Annotated in this window: 15 protein-coding genes; 10 read left to right on the top strand and 5 right to left on the bottom strand. The window is 69.4% G+C overall.

Going from position 1 to position 17,396, the window contains the following annotated elements; translation table 11 throughout:
• Positions 1 to 298: 298 nt before the first annotated feature.
• Complete coding sequence (locus tag MMF93_RS08950) at positions 299 to 1,180, bottom strand: GNAT family N-acetyltransferase (RefSeq protein ID WP_242750660.1); 882 nt, start codon at positions 1,178 to 1,180, stop codon at positions 299 to 301.
• 10 nt (positions 1,181 to 1,190) lie between these two features.
• Entirely contained in the window at positions 1,191 to 2,378 is a 1,188-nt protein-coding gene (gene nadA / locus MMF93_RS08945) for a quinolinate synthase NadA (protein ID WP_242750659.1), read from the bottom strand.
• Between the two features lie 256 nt (positions 2,379 to 2,634).
• On the opposite strand from nadA, the gene MMF93_RS08940 reads away from it, so the two are divergent.
• On the top strand, positions 2,635 to 2,988 hold the full coding sequence (locus tag MMF93_RS08940; RefSeq protein WP_114017239.1) for a HesB/IscA family protein: 354 nt from the start codon (positions 2,635 to 2,637) through the stop codon (positions 2,986 to 2,988).
• Positions 2,989 to 3,096: 108 nt separating this feature from the next.
• Here the strand turns inward: MMF93_RS08940 and MMF93_RS08935 are convergent, their stop codons facing one another.
• Positions 3,097 to 4,533 (bottom strand): hypothetical protein, encoded by a 1,437-nt coding sequence (locus MMF93_RS08935; protein WP_242750658.1) that lies wholly within the window; start codon positions 4,531 to 4,533, stop codon positions 3,097 to 3,099.
• A gap of 335 nt (positions 4,534 to 4,868) precedes the next feature.
• Between MMF93_RS08935 and MMF93_RS08930 the strand changes: the two genes are divergently transcribed.
• Positions 4,869 to 5,843 (top strand): carbohydrate kinase family protein, encoded by a 975-nt coding sequence (locus MMF93_RS08930; protein ID WP_242750657.1) that lies wholly within the window; start codon positions 4,869 to 4,871, stop codon positions 5,841 to 5,843.
• A gap of 172 nt (positions 5,844 to 6,015) precedes the next feature.
• Here MMF93_RS08930 and MMF93_RS08925 read toward each other — a convergent pair whose 3' ends face one another.
• Positions 6,016 to 7,404: a cysteine desulfurase/sulfurtransferase TusA family protein gene (locus MMF93_RS08925; protein WP_242750656.1), complete on the bottom strand. Its 1,389-nt coding sequence runs from the start codon at positions 7,402 to 7,404 to the stop codon at positions 6,016 to 6,018.
• A gap of 351 nt (positions 7,405 to 7,755) precedes the next feature.
• On the opposite strand from MMF93_RS08925, the gene ctaC reads away from it, so the two are divergent.
• From ctaC to MMF93_RS08905, 4 genes are all read left to right on the top strand, one after another.
• A complete protein-coding gene (ctaC, locus tag MMF93_RS08920) occupies positions 7,756 to 8,766 on the top strand; it encodes an aa3-type cytochrome oxidase subunit II (RefSeq protein WP_423835379.1) in 1,011 nt (336 codons plus the stop codon).
• Positions 8,763 to 10,493 (top strand): aa3-type cytochrome oxidase subunit I, encoded by a 1,731-nt coding sequence (gene ctaD, locus MMF93_RS08915; RefSeq protein ID WP_114017234.1) that lies wholly within the window; start codon positions 8,763 to 8,765, stop codon positions 10,491 to 10,493. Before ctaC ends, ctaD begins: the two co-directional genes overlap by 4 nt.
• Entirely contained in the window at positions 10,490 to 10,888 is a 399-nt protein-coding gene (locus MMF93_RS08910) for a cytochrome c oxidase subunit 4 (protein WP_114021087.1), read from the top strand. The genes ctaD and MMF93_RS08910 overlap by 4 nt, the downstream gene beginning before the upstream one ends.
• A 125-nt stretch (positions 10,889 to 11,013) precedes the next feature.
• On the top strand, positions 11,014 to 12,315 hold the full coding sequence (locus tag MMF93_RS08905; RefSeq protein WP_242750655.1) for a L,D-transpeptidase: 1,302 nt from the start codon (positions 11,014 to 11,016) through the stop codon (positions 12,313 to 12,315).
• Between the two features lie 84 nt (positions 12,316 to 12,399).
• On the opposite strand, the gene MMF93_RS08900 is transcribed toward MMF93_RS08905, so the two are convergent.
• Complete coding sequence (locus tag MMF93_RS08900) at positions 12,400 to 12,813, bottom strand: DNA-binding transcriptional response regulator (protein WP_114021088.1); 414 nt, start codon at positions 12,811 to 12,813, stop codon at positions 12,400 to 12,402.
• Between the two features lie 212 nt (positions 12,814 to 13,025).
• Here MMF93_RS08900 and ctaE point away from each other — a divergent pair, with 212 nt between their 5' ends.
• The 4 genes from ctaE to qcrB all read left to right on the top strand — a co-directional run bounded on the left by ctaE (position 13,026) and on the right by qcrB (position 17,288).
• Entirely contained in the window at positions 13,026 to 13,643 is a 618-nt protein-coding gene (gene ctaE, locus MMF93_RS08895; protein WP_114017231.1) for an aa3-type cytochrome oxidase subunit III, read from the top strand.
• A 119-nt stretch (positions 13,644 to 13,762) separates the two neighbouring features.
• Entirely contained in the window at positions 13,763 to 14,578 is an 816-nt protein-coding gene (qcrC, locus tag MMF93_RS08890; RefSeq protein WP_242750654.1) for a cytochrome bc1 complex diheme cytochrome c subunit, read from the top strand.
• The gene (qcrA, locus tag MMF93_RS08885; RefSeq protein ID WP_242750653.1) at positions 14,575 to 15,642 is read left to right on the top strand and encodes a cytochrome bc1 complex Rieske iron-sulfur subunit; all 1,068 of its coding nucleotides are present in this window, start codon (positions 14,575 to 14,577) and stop codon (positions 15,640 to 15,642) included. Before qcrC ends, qcrA begins: the two co-directional genes overlap by 4 nt.
• Positions 15,639 to 17,288, top strand: a complete 1,650-nt coding sequence (gene qcrB / locus MMF93_RS08880) for a cytochrome bc1 complex cytochrome b subunit (RefSeq protein ID WP_242750652.1) — start codon at positions 15,639 to 15,641, stop codon at positions 17,286 to 17,288. The genes qcrA and qcrB overlap by 4 nt, the downstream gene beginning before the upstream one ends.
• Positions 17,289 to 17,396: the final 108 nt, after the last annotated feature.

Genomic DNA, 17,396 nt, shown 5'->3' with positions numbered 1-17,396 from the left:
GTCCCTCTCTTGCGTGAGTCGGCCCAGCACTGAGGTTCTGTGGTGCTCTCTGGCGTGGGGGTCCAGGGGGCGGAGCCCCTTGGCGGGGGTTCCTAGGGGGCGGAGCCCCCGTAGCGGGGGGCCTTTGGGGTGGGGGTCCCCCCGGACGGAGTCTGGGGGAGGAGCCGCCCCAAAGCCTCCCCGGCGAGGGGCCGGGGGTCTGGGGGCGGAGCCCCTCAGGGAGAGAGCAGCCCTTCGGGGGTGGGCTGGCCCCACAGGAAGAGGGGGAGGTCTGGGGGCCCGCCCCAGGTGCTGGGGCCTAGAGGAAGGCCCCGGAAGGGATGTAGGGGGTGGGGGGCCGCATGCCCCGGAAGCAGACGAAGCCCTCGGAGTGAAGCTCCAACCCCGCCGCAAGGCCCACGTCGACAGCCCACTGCTGCTCCGCGGTGACATCGTGCACCTCCACCACCCCGCCCTCCTCGCCGCCGAGGAGGGCGGCGCGCAGGACGCGGGATGCCAGCCGGCGTGACGTCGCTGCCAGCAGGGCGACCTTGCCGTCCGCGCCGATGTAGCAGTAGCCGCTTCCGGCGAGATCGTCCGCGACGACGAGCCGGTTGTGGCGCATCAGGTAGGCGTGGTCGGGGCCGTGGGCGCCGCCCCGCAGGCGGCGGTCGACGGAGTCGAGGAGGTCCTGGTCGCGCGGGGTGCCCTCGACCGCGGGGCCGTCGACGGGGCCGAGCCGGTCGCGGTCGACGATGCCGCGCATCCGGATGGTCGGGTGCAGCGCGAACCCGGCCTGCCGGTACACGCGTGCGGCGGCCGGGTGCCGCGAGCAGCAGATGATGCCGCGCAGGCAGCCGCGCCCGTACTCCAGCGTGCGCTGGAGCAGGGCGCGCCCGACGCCCTTTCCCTGGGCGCCGGGCGCGACGACGAGGAGGCCGAGCCCCCAGGTGCCTTCGCGGAGGGAGGACTGGGCGGCGCCGACGGCCTGCCCGCTGCCGTCCTCGGCGATCCAGCTGCCTGCGGGGTCGTGCCGGGTCAGGTGCCGGATCTTCTCGCGGCTGCGGGCCGCGCGCGCGGCGGGGACCGGCCCGCCGGGCGCCTCGCCCTTGAGCGCGTGCGACTCCCCGAAGGCCGCTTCGGCGAGTCTCCGTACGGTTTCGGCGTCCTCTTCGGTGTCCCTGACCGGTCGCAGCAGCATTCGCCGCAGATTACGGCAGGGCGAGCATCCGCTCCAGGGCGAGTTGGGCGTACTTCTGGGTCTCGGTGTCGACCTCGATGCGGTTGACGACGGTGCCGCCGGCCAGCGATTCGAGGGCCCAGACGAGGTGGGGGAGGTCGATGCGGTTCATGGTGGAGCAGAAGCAGACGGTGCGGTCGAGGAAGACGATCTCCTTGCCGCCCTCGGACTCGGCGGCGAAGCGGTGGGCCAGCCGGCGGACGAGGTTGAGCTCCGTACCGATGGCCCACTTGGAGCCGGGGGGCGCGTCCTGAAGGGCCCGGATGATGTGCTCGGTTGAGCCCACCTGGTCGGCCGCGGCGACGACCTCGTGCTTGCACTCGGGGTGGACCAGGACGTTGACGCCGGGTATGCGCGCGCGGACCTCGTTGACGGAGTCGAGCGAGAAGCGGCCGTGTACGGAGCAGTGGCCGCGCCACAGGATCATCGTGGCGGCGCGGAGCTGTTCGGGGGTCAGACCGCCGCCTGGCTTGTGCGGGTTGTAGACGACGCAGTCGTCGAGGGACAGGCCCAGGTCGCGGACGGCGGTGTTGCGGCCCAGGTGCTGGTCGGGGAGGAAGAGGACCTTCTCGCCCTTCTCCAGGGCCCACTCCAGGGCGCGCTTGGCGTTGGAGGAGGTGCAGATGGTGCCGCCGTGTGCGCCGGTGAAGGCTTTGATGTCGGCGGAGGAGTTCATGTAGGAGACGGGCACGGTCGTCTCGGCGACGCCGGCGTCGGTCAGTACGTCCCAGCACTCGGCGACCTGTTCGGCCCCGGCCATGTCGGCCATGGAGCAGCCCGCGGCCAGGTCGGGCAGGACGACCTGCTGGGCGGCGTGGGTGAGGATGTCGGCGGACTCGGCCATGAAGTGCACGCCGCAGAAGACGATGTACTCGGCCTCGGGGCGGGCCGCCGCTTCCCTGGCGAGCTTGAAGGAGTCGCCGGTCACGTCGGCGAACGCGATGACCTCGTCGCGCTGGTAGTGGTGGCCGAGGACGAAGACGCGGTCGCCGAGCTTCTCCTTGGCGGCGCGGGCGCGTGCGACGAGGCCGGGGTCCGACGGGGCGGGGAGGTCGCCGGGGCACTCGACTCCGCGCTCGCTCGTCGGGTCGGCCTCGCGGCCGAGCAGCAGCAGCGCGAGCGGGGTCGGCTGTACGTCCAGCGGCTGGGCGGCACTCACAGGACCTGCCCTTTCTGTTGTCGAGCGTCGTTGGGTGCCACGGGGAAGCCGGGACGGACAGGCTTCTCGTCTATGTGACGTTATCTATCATAGCCGCTTCACGTCACTTTGACGATGCCGATCGCGTCGATGTGACGCATTCCCGATCGCTTCGGCGGTGTGCGAGCATGAAGTGACCACTCCTGGAATGAATCCGGGATGCCGTCGGTTGAGCCGACGGTAAGAGAGCAGTCCGTACAACCCGGGAGAGAAGCAGATGTCCGTTTCGGACGAGACCGCTGTAAGCGAGGGCATCATCCTGTCCGACGCCGCCGCCGCGAAGGTCAAGAGCCTGCTGGAGCAGGAGGGCCGCGACGATCTGGCGTTGCGCGTCGCCGTCCAGCCGGGTGGCTGCTCGGGCCTGCGGTACCAGCTCTTCTTCGACGAGCGCTCGCTCGACGGCGACGTGGTCAAGGACTTCGACGGCGTCAAGGTCGTCACCGACCGGATGAGCGCCCCCTACCTCGGCGGCGCCTCCATCGACTTCGTCGACACCATCGAGAAGCAGGGCTTCACCATCGACAACCCGAACGCCACGGGCTCCTGCGCCTGCGGCGACTCCTTCAACTGATCCCGTCGGCCGTATCGCTCGTGCGGCCGCACCGGGCATGACAAGGGCGGCGGACTCCCCCCACCAGGAGTCCGCCGCCCTTGTCGGTTCACGGGCGGCAGCCGCCGCTCACTCCTTGCGGGGCAGCTTCTCGCCGTCCCGCGCGTCGAGGACCTTGCGGTCGCCCAGCTTCTTGTCGAGCTCCACCTCGACCGTCTGCCGCTTGGCGATCTTCACGCAGACCTGGTCCTTCTTCTTCGGCTTCGCGTCGATCTTGACCTTCACCGAGGACGCGGACTCGTCGGCCGTCGCCTTGTAGGTGTCGCACACCCCGCCCCAGAAGCGCAGCTTCAGGGTGCGCCCGTCGGCCGAGTACGACTCCACCGCCTGCGCCGGCCCCTTGCCCGCGCCCGTGCCGACGTCGCCCTTGCCCTCTTCCCTGCCCGGCTTCGAGGGTGCCTCGCCCGGCTTCGAGGGGTCCTTGCCCGGCTGCGAGGGCTGGTGCCCCGAGGTCTTGGCCGGCTTGAGGTACTTGGGGTCCAGCGCCGGGTGGGTGACCTCCATGTCGCCGCCGCCGGGCCGCTTCACCTCGTAGATCCACGCCGGGACGAGTAGCGGCTCGCCGTGCGAGCGCTCCAGCGACAGGCCGAAGGTGGCGTCCCCCACGGCGGTCGGCTCGTCCTTCTTCCCGGCCCCGGCGCCGTGGCCGCCCCGCGACTGGCTCGCCTTGTTCAGCTGGTCGAGCGTCGCGGTGGCGCTCATGACGGGGTAGGTCTCGCCCTTGCGGGTCGCCTTCCAGCTGCCCTGGGCGCGGGTGACGGCGCCGTCGTCGTCCACCACGAAGGTGCTGTCCCAGCCGTGCGTCGGCAGGCCGTCCACCTTCGGGGAGGCGGTCACCGTGCGGGTGCCGCCGACGGACGAGCCGGCCTTGAGTCCGGAGTCCTGGAGCCCGAGGGCGCGCAGCGCCGGCTTCACGGCCTCCTCGGCCTCCTTCGGCGAGAGCGGCTTCCCGTCGGGCGCGGGGTCGGCTTCGGGGGAGGCGTCGGCGTCCAGCGGCACGGTGTCGCCGTTCTGGTACGTCCAGGCGCCGCCGTCCTCGCCGCGGTCGACGGTCAGCCTGGGGCCCTTGCCCTGCTGGTCTCCGCCCGCCCGCCAGCGGCCGTCTTCGGCCTTGACGCCGCCCTTGATCTCCAGCGCCTCGGCCAGCTTCGCCACCTGGTCCCTGTGCACCTCGTGGCCCGTCCGGCGGACGGCGGCGGAGTCGGGGCCGCCGGGCAGCTCGCCCTCGGCGCGGTAGCCGCGCGGGCCCATCGGCTCGCCGGGGGCGATGCCCTCGTCGTCGTGCGCGGAGGCGGCGGTGCCGTCCAGCGCCAGTTTCGGGGGGCTCCCGGCGGGCGCGGCGCTGTCCGAGCCGTCCGCGTTGTCGGAAGAGGCGGTGGAGGCCCAGTACGCGCCGCCGCCGCCGGCCACCAGGACAGCGGCTGCCACGGAGACGACCGCCAGCTGCCGTCGCCTGCTCCGGGGTGCCGGCCGGTCCTCTTTCTGGGGGGACTGGTCTGTACTCACCGAAAACTCCTTTGGCTCCGCGTTCTTGAGCGTCCTGCCAGGCGGTCCCCTCATGCGGGGGACATGAGTGGGACGGGATGGATGAGTGGACGGTTCCACCGCCGTGCCGCACTGCCGATGATCGCGCCTGTCCGACGGCGCCGCGCGGCCGGCGGCGGGGCGCTCGCGGCGGTGCCGGGAGCGCCATCGCTTCGGCGGTCTGCCGGGAAAGCCGTGCTATGAGGTGATTGTGTCCTGTTCGACTCGGCGACCCCAGCGGGTAGCGTTACTGGCGCCTTTCCCTCGTGCGCTGGGCGTACGGGGGTACCCGATGTCTCTCAGGAGCAGAATTCGTCGTGCGTATCGCAGTCTGCGGCTCCATCGCAAACGACCACCTGATGACCTTCCCGGGGCGCTTCTCCGACCAACTGGTCGCCGACCAGTTGCACACGGTCTCGCTCTCCTTCCTCGTCGACCGCCTGGAGATCCGCCGCGGCGGTGTCGGTGCCAACATCGCGTTCGGCATGGGCCAGCTGGGGGCCCGCCCAGTCCTTGTCGGCGCGGCGGGGGAGGACTTCGACGAGTACCGCGTCTGGCTCGAACGCCACGGCGTGGACACCGACTCCGTCCGCATCTCCGAGGTCGCGCACACGGCACGCTTCGTCTGCACCACGGACGCGGACAATAACCAGATCGGCTCGTTCTACACCGGTGCCATGAGCGAGGCCCGGCACATCGAGCTCCAGCACGTCGCCGACCGTGCGGGCCGCCTCGACCTCGTCCTCATCGGGGCCGACGACCCCGAGGGCATGATCCGCCACACCGAGGAGTGCCGTACCCGCGGCATCCCCTTCGCCGCCGACTACTCCCAGCAGATCGCCCGCATGGACGGCGAGGGCATCAGGCAGCTGACCGAGGGCGCCACCTACCTGTTCTCGAACGAGTACGAGAAGGAACTCATCGAGACCAAGACCGGATGGAGCGACGAGGAGGTCCTCCAGAAGGTCGGCACGCGCGTCACCACGCTCGGCAAGCGCGGCGCGCGCATCGACCGTGCGGGCGAGGAGCCCATCGTCGTCGGCGTCGCCGAGGAGCGTACGAAGGCCGACCCCACGGGCGTCGGCGACGCCTTCCGCGCGGGCTTCCTGTCCGGGCTGAGCTGGGGCGTGGGGCTGGAGCGCGCGGCGCAGGTCGGCTGCATGCTGGCCACGCTCGTCGTCGAGACGGTCGGCACCCAGGAGTACGAGCTGCGGCGCGTCCACTTCATGGAGCGGTTCACCAAGGCCTACGGCCACGACGCCGCCACCGAGGTGGAAGCCCACCTGAGCTGACCCTTTCTCGGGGAGTGCCCCGCATCCCGCTGCGTCGCTCCGCTCGACCTCAAACGCCGGACGGGCTGAAATCAGCCCGTCCGGCATTTGAGGACCGGGGGTCCGGGGGCACCGCCCGGCCGAAGGCTGGGGGAGGAGTCCGGAAGAGCGGCAAGGGCGCATGCCGCTCGCGTCAGCCCCCGGCCCGCCGCACCCGGAAAACGACCCCCGCGGCCCCCTCGAACGTGTGGCCCGTCATCTCGCACCAGGCCGGGATGTCGAGCCGCGCGGCCTCGTCGTCGGCGAGCACCCGCACGACGCCGCCCGCGGGCACCTCGCCGATGGCCTTCGCGAGCTCGATCACGGGGACCGGGCAGAGCTTGCCCCGCGCGTCGACGGTGACCTCGTCAGCGGTCTCCGCGACGGACGTGGCGGCAGTGGCGGCAGCGGCGGGCGGAGCCTCCACCTGAGCCCGTACGCCCTCCACGACGCCGGGCAGTGCGTCGAGGAACCGTTCGACCTCCTCATCCCCCGTCCCCGCGGGCAGCGAGATGCGCACGTTGCCCTCGGACAGCACGCCCATGGCCCGCAGGACGTGGCTCGGAGTCAGGGTGCCGGAGGTGCAGGAGGAGCCGGAGGAGACGGAGAACCCGGCGGTGTCGAGCGCGTGCAGCAGCGCCTCGCCGTCCACGTACAGGCAGGAGAAGGTCACCAGGTGCGGCAGCCGCCGCAGCGGATCGCCGACCATCTCCGTGTCGGGCACCAGTGCGGGCACGCGCGCCCTGATCCGGTCCACGAGCGCCCGCAGCCTGGCGGCCTCGGCGTCCGCTTCGGCGCGTACGGCGCGCAGTGAGGCGGCGGCGGCGACGACGGCGGGAATGTTCTCGAAGCCGGGCGCGCGGCCGGCTTCGCGCTCGTCGGCAGGACCGGCCGGCGCGAACCGCACACCCTTGCGAACGACCAGCAGACCGACGCCGGGAGGCCCGCCCCACTTGTGCGCGCTCCCCGTCAGCAGCGACCAGTCGCCCGGCACCGGTTCCCAGGGCAGTGACTGCGCGGCGTCCACCAGCAGCGGAACCCCCGTCCGCGCACACAGAGAGGCCGCCTCGGCCACCGGCTGGACGGTCCCCACCTCGTGGTTGGCGGACTGGAGGCAGGCCAGCGCGCAGTCCGCACCGAGCGCCTCTCCCCACTCCTGTACGTCGACCCGGCCCGTGCGGTCGACATCGACGCGGTGGACGGTGCCCCCGTCTCTCTCGTGTGCCTCGGCCGCATGGAGGACGGCGGAGTGTTCGACCGCGGAGACGACCAGCCGCCGGCCCGTCCGCCGCCGCCCGGTGAGCGCGCCCGCGATCCCCGCGTGCAGCGCGTGCGTACCCGAAGGGGTGAAGTGGAGCTCGTCGGGACGGCATCCGACGGCCTCGGCGGCGCTCTGCCGCGCCGCGTCCAGCAGCATCCGGGCCCGGCGCCCCTCACGGTGCAGCCGCGCGGGATCGGCCCAGCCCTCGTCCAGCGACGCCAGCAGCGCCTGCCGCGCGACGGGGTGGAGCGGGAGCGAGGAAGCGGCATCGAAATAGGACACCCGCGTACGCTACCGCCGAGGCCCCGGGGAGCCCGGGCGGCGAGCGAACGGCCCCCGGCACCGGGCGCCGTTCCGCCTGTCGCGGCGGATCGTGGGGCGCCTTCCGCCGCACCGCGCGGCCTTTGACCCCGCAGGCGTCGGTGCGTCAGTTCCGGCGCGCTCAGGCGCTCTCCCACCCCATCGGGGGGGTGAGCGGCGCGTTACGCCCCCTCCCCGCGCGACCCCAAATGGCGTCGGCTAGGGTTTGGTCCGCATAAACATCCAAACCCTGCCCGCGCTGGGCCGGCGCCCGACCACGTAAGAGGGCCGCGCCCGACCGCGACGCGGGCGAGACTCTCGGGAAGGCGCTACGTGAGTCCCAACGGCTCCGACCTCCCCCACGGCCGCAGGACGGCCGCGGGTGGTACCCCCACATCGCGGCGCCCGATGCGGCGGACGCTACCGCAGGCGCTGGCCGCTGGCCTGGTCCTGGCGACCGCGACCGGTTGCACGTCAAAGGATTTCCCCCGCCTCGGAATGCCCACTCCCGTCACGGACGAGGCGCCGCGCGTCCTCTCCCTGTGGCAGGGCTCCTGGGCGGCCGCGCTCGCCGTGGGCGTGCTGGTGTGGGGTCTGATCATCTGGAGCGTCATCTTCCACAGGCGCTCCAGGACCAAGGTCGAAATCCCCGCCCAGACCCGGTACAACATGCCCATCGAGGCGCTGTACACCGTGGTCCCCATCATCATCGTCGCGGTGCTGTTCTACTTCACCGCCCGGGATGAGACCAAGCTCATGGCGACCTCGAAGAAGCCCACCCACGTCGTCAACGTCGTGGGGTACCAGTGGAGCTGGGGCTTCAACTACGTCGAGGACGTGGACGGCGATCCGAAGACCGACGTCAACACCAAGGACAGCCTCCACAAGGAGCTCAGCGCCATCCCGGACCGGATGACCAAGGGCTTCCCCAAGGGCGCCGAGGGTGTGTACGAGGCGGGCACGCCGGGCGAGCGGAATCCGCAGAACGGCAACCCGGGTCCGACTCTGTGGCTGCCCAAGGGTGAGAAGGTCCAGTTCATCCTGACCTCCCGCGACGTCATCCACGACTTCTGGGTGCTGCCGTTCCTGATGAAGCAGGACGTCATCCCGGGCCATGTCAACCGCTTCGAGGTGACCCCCAGCAAGGAGGGCACCTACCGGGGCAAGTGCGCCGAGCTGTGCGGCGTCGACCACTCCCGGATGCTCTTCAACGTGAAGATCGTCTCCCCGGAGCGCTACCAGAAGCACCTGGAGGACCTGGCGAAGAAGGGCCAGACCGGCTACATCCCGGCGGGCACCGCCACCACGGGCGGCGCCAAGAATGCGGAGACGAATAACCCGTGAGCATCCTCAACGAACCCCAGGGTGCCGCCGCCGCGACGGCCGAGGCGGCATCGCCGACACGCCGTAAGCGACCCGGCAACGTCGTGGTCTCGTGGCTGACGACCACGGACCACAAGACGATCGGCAGCCTCTACCTGATCACGTCGTTCGTCTTCTTCATCATCGGCGGCGTCATGGCGCTGTTCATGCGTGCCGAACTCGCCCGTCCGGGCACGCAGATCATGTCGAACGAGCAGTTCAACCAGGCGTTCACCATGCATGGCACCGTCATGCTGCTGATGTTCGCCACCCCGCTGTTCAGCGGCTTCGCGAACTGGATCATGCCGCTCCAGATCGGCTCGCCCGATGTGGCCTTCCCGCGGCTGAACATGTTCGCCTACTGGCTCTACCTCTTCGGCTCGCTCATCGCCGTGGGCGGTTTCCTCACCCCGCAGGGTGCCGCCGACTTCGGGTGGTTCGCCTACTCGCCGCTCTCGGACGCGGTCCGCTCGCCGGGCGTCGGCGCCGACATGTGGATCATGGGCCTGGCGCTGTCCGGCTTCGGTACGATCCTCGGCTCGGTCAACTTCATCACCACGATCATCTGCATGCGCGCACCCGGCATGACGATGTTCCGCATGCCGATCTTCACCTGGAACGTGCTGCTCACCGGTGTGCTGGTGCTGCTCGCCTTCCCGGTGCTGGCCGCCGCGCTGTTCGCCCTGGAGGCGGACCGCAAATTCGGGGCGCACGTCTTCGACGCGGCCAACGGCGGAGCCTTGTTGTGGCAACACCTGTTCTGGTTCTTCGGCCATCCCGAGGTGTACATCATCGCGCTGCCGTTCTTCGGCATCGTCTCCGAGGTCATCCCGGTCTTCAGCCGCAAGCCCATGTTCGGCTACGTCGGCCTGATCGGCGCCACCATCGCCATCGCGGGCCTGTCCGTGACGGTCTGGGCCCACCACATGTACGTCACGGGCGGCGTGTTGTTGCCGTTCTTCTCGTTCATGACGTTCCTGATCGCCGTACCAACGGGCGTGAAGTTCTTCAACTGGGTCGGCACGATGTGGAAGGGCTCACTGTCCTTCGAGACACCGATGCTGTGGACGATCGGCTTCCTGATCACCTTCCTCTTCGGCGGCCTCACCGGCGTCATCCTCGCCTCGCCGCCGATGGACTTCCACGTCTCGGACTCGTACTTCGTCGTCGCGCACTTCCACTACGTCGTCTTCGGCACCGTGGTCTTCGCGATGTTCGCCGGCTTCCACTTCTGGTGGCCCAAGTTCACCGGCAAGATGCTGGACGAGCGGCTCGGCAAGATCACGTTCTGGACGCTGTTCGTCGGCTTCCACGGCACCTTCCTCGTGCAGCACTGGCTGGGCGCCGAGGGCATGCCGCGCCGGTACGCCGACTACCTGGCGGCCGACGGCTTCACCGCGCTGAACACCATCTCCACGATCAGCTCGTTCCTGCTGGGCATGTCGATGCTGCCGTTCTTCTACAACGTGTGGAAGACGCACAAGTACGGCAAGAAGATCGAGGTCGACGACCCGTGGGGCTACGGCCGTTCGCTCGAATGGGCGACCAGCTGCCCGCCCCCGCGGCACAACTTCCTCACCCTGCCGCGCATCCGCTCCGAGGCCCCGGCGTTCGACCTGCACCACCCGGAGATCGCCGCGCTCGATGAGCTGGAGAACGTGGACCGGGACGAGAAGGCGCTCGCCGGCAGCAAGGAGGCCGGGAAGTGAAGATCCAGGGCAAGATGTTCCTGTGGCTGTCGGTCTTCCTGCTGGCGGTCGCCATCACCTACGGCGTCTGGTCGAAGGAGCCGGTCGGCACGGTCGGCCTCTTCCTGGCCTTCGGCCTGTCGATCATGATCGGTTACTACCTGGCGTTCACCGCGCGCCGGGTGGACACCGGGGCGCAGGACCGGCAGGACGCCGATGTCGCGGATGACGCCGGTGAGCTGGGCTTCTTCTCCCCGTGGAGCTGGCAGCCGCTCGCGCTCGGCCTCGGCGGAGCCTTCGCCTTCCTGGGCGTGGCCGTCGGCTGGTGGCTGGTGTACTTCTCGGCACCGCTGCTGCTGATCGGCCTGTTCGGCTGGGTGTTCGAGTACTACCACGGGCAGAACCGCACCCAGTAGGTAGCGCGGCCGCCCAGCACGGCGACAGACGAAGAACAAGGATCGGCCCCCCGACACGCCGGGGGGCCGACCCGTTTGTACGCACTCCGCGCGCCCGAAGTGACGATTATTCATATTTTGGGCCTATGAGTCACAGGCCGCACACCGCGATATCCCGAGGGGCGCTCGCCCCCAGAACCCTGACCCGCAAGCACAAGCGCCGCATGGTGCGCAGCTGCGCCCTGCTGCTGGCGCCCCTGACCGTCGGGCTCGCCGCCTGCGGCACCGGGGACAGCAGCGACGGCTCGCTCGCCTCGGCCCCCTACGACGCCACCGACGCCGTGTCCGTCAGCGCCGCGGCCGACAGCACCGACGTCGACCCCGACAAGCCGCTGAAGGTCACCGCCGAGCACGGCGACACCCTCACCGACGTCTTCGCCACCGACGCCTCGGGGCGCGTGGTGCCCGGCGAACTGTCCGCCGACGGGAAGAGCTGGCACAGCACCGGCCCGCTGGCCGCCGGCGCCCGCTACACCCTCCAGGTCAGCACGGAGAACCAGGACGGCGCCCCGGGACGGCGCTCCCTGCGCTTCGGGACCAAGGCCGCCGAGGCCAAGCACCTCGACGTCAAGCTCGGCCCTTCCAACGGCACCTACGGCGTCGGCATGCCCCTCACGGCCGAGCTCAGCCACCCCGTCAAGAAGCCCGCGCAGCGCGAGATGGTCGAGCGGGCCCTCAGAGTGGACTCCAAGCCCCACGTGGAGGGCTCATGGCACTGGGTGAACAGCAAGGAGCTCCACTACCGGCCGCGCTCCTACTGGCCCGCGCACGCCAGCATCACGCTGCGCTCCTCACTCAAAGGGCTGAAGGTGCGTGAGGGGCTCTACGGCGGTAAGTCGAAACCCGTCCGGATGAAGACCGGGGACCGAATAGTCGCGGTCGCGGACGCCTCCTCGCTGGAGATGACGGTCAAGAAGAACGGCAAAACCATCCGTTCGGTGCCCATCACCACCGGAAAATCGGGCTACGAGACCCGCAACGGCATCAAGGTGATCCTCACCAAGGAGCCGTACGTGCGGATGACCAGCGCCAGCATCGGCGCCGGCGACTTCTACGACCTCGGCGTCCACTGGGCCACACGGCTGACCAACAGCGGCGAGTACGTGCACGGGGCCCCCTGGTCGGTGGGGTCCCAGGGCGTCTCCAACACCAGCCACGGCTGCACGGGCATGAGCAGCTCGAACGCCAAGTGGTTCTTCGACCTCGTCAACGAGGGCGACATCGTCCAGCACGTCAACACCTCGGGCGAGACCATGGCCCCCTTCGGCAACGGCTTCGGGGACTGGAACATGGACTGGAAGAAGTGGCGCGCCGGCAGCGCCGTCAACAGCGACAAGCACGTCGGCAGCGGCCCCGCGGACGCCGCCCGGCTGCGCCCGCAGGTGTGAAACCCCACATCCGCCGCCGGACGACGCCGCGCCCGCCCCTCCCCCCGAACGGGGGACGGGCGGGCGCGGCGGTGGGGTGAGGTCTCAGGCGCGGGCGAGGCTGCCCTCGGCCGCCTGCTCGCGCAGCAGACCGGCCAGCGACTCGGCCAGCGCAACCGGATCCACCGGATGCGAGACGGTGGCCTCGGCCCTGCTCCAGGTCGCCAGCCAGGCGTCCTGCGGCCGCCCGATCAGCAGCAGCACGGGCGGGCAGTCGTAGATCTCGTCCTTGATCTGGCGGCACACGCCCATGCCGCCCGCGGGGGCCGTCTCCCCGTCCAGCACGCACACGTCCACGTGGCGCTCCTCCAGCGCCTCCAGGACGGCGGGCAGCGTGGCGCACTCCACGTAGCGGACCTCCGGCACGTCGGAGGCCGGCCTGCGGCCCCCAGCGAGCCGCACCTGCTCGCGGGTGGTGGCGTCGTCGCTGTAGACCAGCACCGTGGCGGTCGGCTGCATCGTTCCTCCGCGTCCGTGTTCGTCCTTATCGGGTGAACCGCTGGGCTCGGATGCTACTCCCTCCGACGCACCGTCAACACCGGTCGGCGCACGCGGATACCGGTCCTCGCGGGGCGCACGGGCCTTCGTCACCGCTGGGCACGGCGGGCGCGAGCCGCGCCGACACCCCGAACGGGACCCCCGAAGTGAGGCCGGGATAAGCGACCGACATAATGTCGGTCGTGGCGACAGCAACAGCAGTAGAAACCGGGCACGCGCACCCGTCGGTCAACCGGCCGAACCTCACCAGCGTCGGAACGATCATTTGGCTGAGTTCCGAGCTGATGTTCTTCGCGGCCCTCTTCGCGATGTACTTCACCCTCCGATCGGTGACCGGCGCCGACTACTGGAAGGAACACGCCTCAGAGCTGAACCTTCCGTTCTCGGCGACGAACACCACGATCCTGGTGCTCTCCTCACTCACCTGTCAGCTCGGCGTCTTCGCCGCCGAGCGGGGTGACGTCAAGAAGCTCCGCGCGTGGTTCATCGTCACCTTCGTCATGGGTGCGATCTTTATCGGCGGCCAGGTCTTCGAATACACGGAGCTGGTCAAGGAGGGCACCTCGCTCTCCTCGAGTCCGTACGGATCGGTGTTCTACCTGACTACCGGCTTCCACGGGATGCACGTGACGGGCGGCCTCATCGCCTTCCTGTTCGTCCTGGGACGCACATACGCGGCCAGGCGGTTCACACACCACCAGGCCACGGCCGCCATCGTCGTGTCCTACTACTGGCACTTCGTCGATGTCGTCTGGATCGGCCTCTTCGCCACGATCTACCTGATCCGGTGACCGTGCGGGCGCGGCGACGCCGCGCGCCGTACCGCCCAGGCGGACCACGGCCATAACGGACCAGACGCAGTACGGACAGACACCGCATCGACGAGAAGATCCTGACACCGGGGTAATCCGTGAAAAAGCTCTCCGCACGACGGCGCCATCCGCTGGCGGCGCTTGTCGTTCTACTCTTCGCGCTGGCGGCCACCGGGGGGCTGTACACCGCGTTCGCTCCCGCGGGTGAGGCCAAGGCCGAGAAGCAGGAGTCGAGTAAGTCCCTCGCCATCGAGGAGGGCAAGAAGCTCTACGCCACCGGGTGCTCCAGCTGCCACGGAACCGGCGGCCAGGGGACCAGCGACGGTCCCAGCCTGGTCGGTGTCGGGGCCGCGGCGGTGGACTTCCAGGTCGGCACGGGGCGCATGCCGGCTCAGCAGCCCGGCGCTCAGGTGCCCAAGAAGAAGACGATCTACAGCCAGGACGAGATCAACCAGCTCGCCGCGTATGTCGCCTCGCTGGGCTCGGGCCCGAGCCAGCCCAACAAGAAGGCGTACGACCCGGCTGGTGCCGATGTCGCCAACGGTGGCGAACTCTTCCGCACCAACTGCTCGCAGTGCCACAACTTCACCGGTGAGGGCGGCGCCCTCACCCACGGCAAGTTCGCGCCCGACCTCGAGGATGTCGACCCCAAGCACATCTACGAGGCCATGCAGACCGGGCCGCAGAACATGCCGTCCTTCACCGACGGCGCGCTTCCCGAGAAGGACAAGCGGGACATCGTCGCCTACGTGAAGCAGGTCAACAGCGACAAGTCCGAGAGCCCCGGTGGGTTCAAGCTCGGCGGCTTCGGCCCCGTGAGCGAGGGCTTGTTCGCCTGGATCTTCGGCCTCGGCGCGATGGTGGCCGTCGCCACCTGGGTCGCCGCTCGGACTGCAAAGGCCAAGAAGTCATGAGTAGCGAGACTGGACCAGACGAGAACGTGTCAGACGAGAACCTGCCGAAAGAGCAGGGACCGGCACACGGCGAGGTAGCCCGCAAGGACGACCCGTTCGCCGACCCGGGGCTGCCGCCCCATGAGCACCGCATCCAGGACATCGACGAGCAGGCGGCCAAGCGCTCCGAGCGCACCGTCGCCTTCATCTTCACGCTCTCGATGCTGGCCACGATCGGCTTCATCGCCTCCTTCGTGGCCTTCCCGATCGACAAGATCATCTATGTCTGGCCGCTCGGCCACATCAGCGCGCTCAACCTCGCGCTGGGCCTGACGCTCGGCGTGGCCCTCTTCTGCATCGGCGCGGGCGCGGTCCACTGGGCCCGCACGCTGATGTCGGATGAGGAGATGGTCGACGAGCGGCACGCCATCGCGGCGGAGCCCGAGGTCCGCGAGAAGGTCATCTCGGACTTCAAACAGGGTGCCAAGGAGTCCGCGCTCGGCCGCCGCAAGCTGATCCGCAACACGATGTTCGGCGCGGTCGCCCTGGTGCCGCTCTCCGGCGTCGTCCTGCTGCGCGACCTGGGCCCGCTGCCCGAGGACAAGCTGCGGCACACGGCCTGGAAGAAGGGCAAGCTGCTCGTCAACGAGAACACGAACGAGCCGCTGCGCCCCGAGGACATCGCCGTCGGTTCGCTCACCTTCGCCCGCCCCGAGGGCCTGGAGCACCACGACGAGGACTTCCAGACCGAGATCGCCAAGGCCGCCCTGATGATCGTCCGCCTCGAGCCGGGCGACATCAAGGACAAGCGCGAGCTGGACTGGTCGCACGAGGGCATCGTCGCGTTCTCGAAGATCTGCACGCACGTCGGCTGCCCCGTCAGCCTCTACGAGCAGCAGACCCACCACGTCCTGTGCCCGTGCCACCAGTCGACGTTCGATCTGGCCGACGGTGCGCGCGTGCTCTTCGGGCCCGCCGGCCACCCGCTGCCGCAGCTGAACATCAGCGTCAACAAGGACGGCTACCTCGAAGCGCAGGGCGACTTCGATGAGCCCGTCGGTCCGGCCTTCTGGGAGCGCGGATGAGTACTGCAACCGAGGCCCGGGGCAGCGCCGCTGCCGAGGGCAAGAAAAAGGCACCCGCGGGGGAGCGGGTCGCCGACTGGGCCGATGGGCGGCTGGGGATCTACAGCCTCGCCAAGGCCAACATGCGCAAGATCTTCCCGGACCACTGGTCGTTCATGCTGGGTGAGGTCGCGCTCTACAGCTTCATCATCATCATCCTGACGGGTGTGTATCTGACGCTGTTCTTCCACCCGTCGATGAACGAGGTGGAGTACCACGGTGCCTACACGCCGATGCACGGTATCCAGATGTCGGAGGCGTACGCCTCGACGCTGGACATCAGCTTCGACGTGCGCGGTGGTCTGCTGGTGCGGCAGATCCACCACTGGGGTGCGCTGATCTTCCTCGCGGCGATGTTCGTGCACATGATGCGGGTCTTCTTCACGGGGGCGTTCCGCAAGCCGCGCGAGGTCAACTGGATCTTCGGGTTCCTGCTGTTCGTGCTGGGCATGTTCACCGGGTTCACGGGTTACTCGCTGCCGGATGACCTGCTGTCGGGTACGGGCGTGCGCTTCATGGAAGGCGCGATCCTGTCGGTGCCGATCGTGGGCACGTACCTGTCGATGTTCCTGTTCGGTGGGGAGTTCCCGGGGGACGACTTCGTCGGGCGGTTCTACTCGATCCACATTCTGCTGTTGCCGGGCATCATGCTCGGTCTGCTGGTGGCGCACCTGATTCTGGTCTTCTACCACAAGCACACGCAGTTCGCGGGTGCCGGGCGGAAGAACACCAACGTGGTCGGTATGCCGCTGCTGCCGGTGTACATGGCCAAGGCGGGTGGCTTCTTCTTCCTGGTCTTCGGCGTGATCGCGGCCATCTCGGCGCTGTTCACGATCAACCCGATCTGGGCGCTGGGCCCCTACCGGCCCGACCAGGTGTCCACCAACGCGCAACCCGACTGGTACATGGGCTTCTCCGAGGGCCTGATCCGGGTGATGCCTGGCTGGGAGATCAACCTGTGGGGTCACACGCTGGTCCTGGGCGTGTTCATCCCGCTGGTCATCTTCCCGCTGGTGCTGGTCGCGATCGCCCTCTACCCGTTCATCGAGTCGTGGGTGACCAAGGACAAGCGGGAGCACCACATCGCGGACCGGCCGCGGAACGCGCCGACGCGTACGGGCTTCGGTGCGGCGTGGATCACGTGGTACTTCGTGCTGCTGGTCGGTGGTGGCAACGACCTGTGGGCGACGCACTTCAACCTGTCGATCAACGCGATCACGTGGTTCGTGCGGGTGGCATTCTTCGTCGCGCCAGTCGTGGTGTTCGTGATCACGCGGCGGGTGTGTATGGGTCTGCAGCGCAAGGACCGGGAGAAGGTGCTGCACGGGCGGGAGACCGGCACGATCAAGCGGTTGCCGCACGGTGAGTTCGTGGAGGTCCACGAGCCGCTGTCCCAGGAGCAGCTGCACACGCTGACGGCGCACGACCAGTACCAGCCGGTCGAGGTGGGCGCGGCCACCGACGAGAACGGTGTGCGGCGCAAGGTCGGCCGTGGTCAGAAGCTGCGGTCGCACCTGTCGAAGGGCTACTACGGCGAGTCCGGGCAGATTCCCAAGCCCACGCAGGAGGAGTACCGCGAGATCGAGAGCAGCCACGGTCACCACTGACCGCGCGCGGCACAGCTGAATCCGCCACACCGGGAGGGGTTCACGGGTACGTCCCGTGGGCCCCTCCCGGCTGTGTCGGGTCGCACCGCCCCTTTGGAGGCGACGCCT

The organism is Streptomyces tubbatahanensis (assembly GCF_022699385.1).
Taxonomy (GTDB): domain Bacteria; phylum Actinomycetota; class Actinomycetes; order Streptomycetales; family Streptomycetaceae; genus Streptomyces; species Streptomyces diacarni.
Note: the sequence above shows the minus strand (reverse complement) of the source record. Positions and strands in the feature narration are given on the sequence as shown.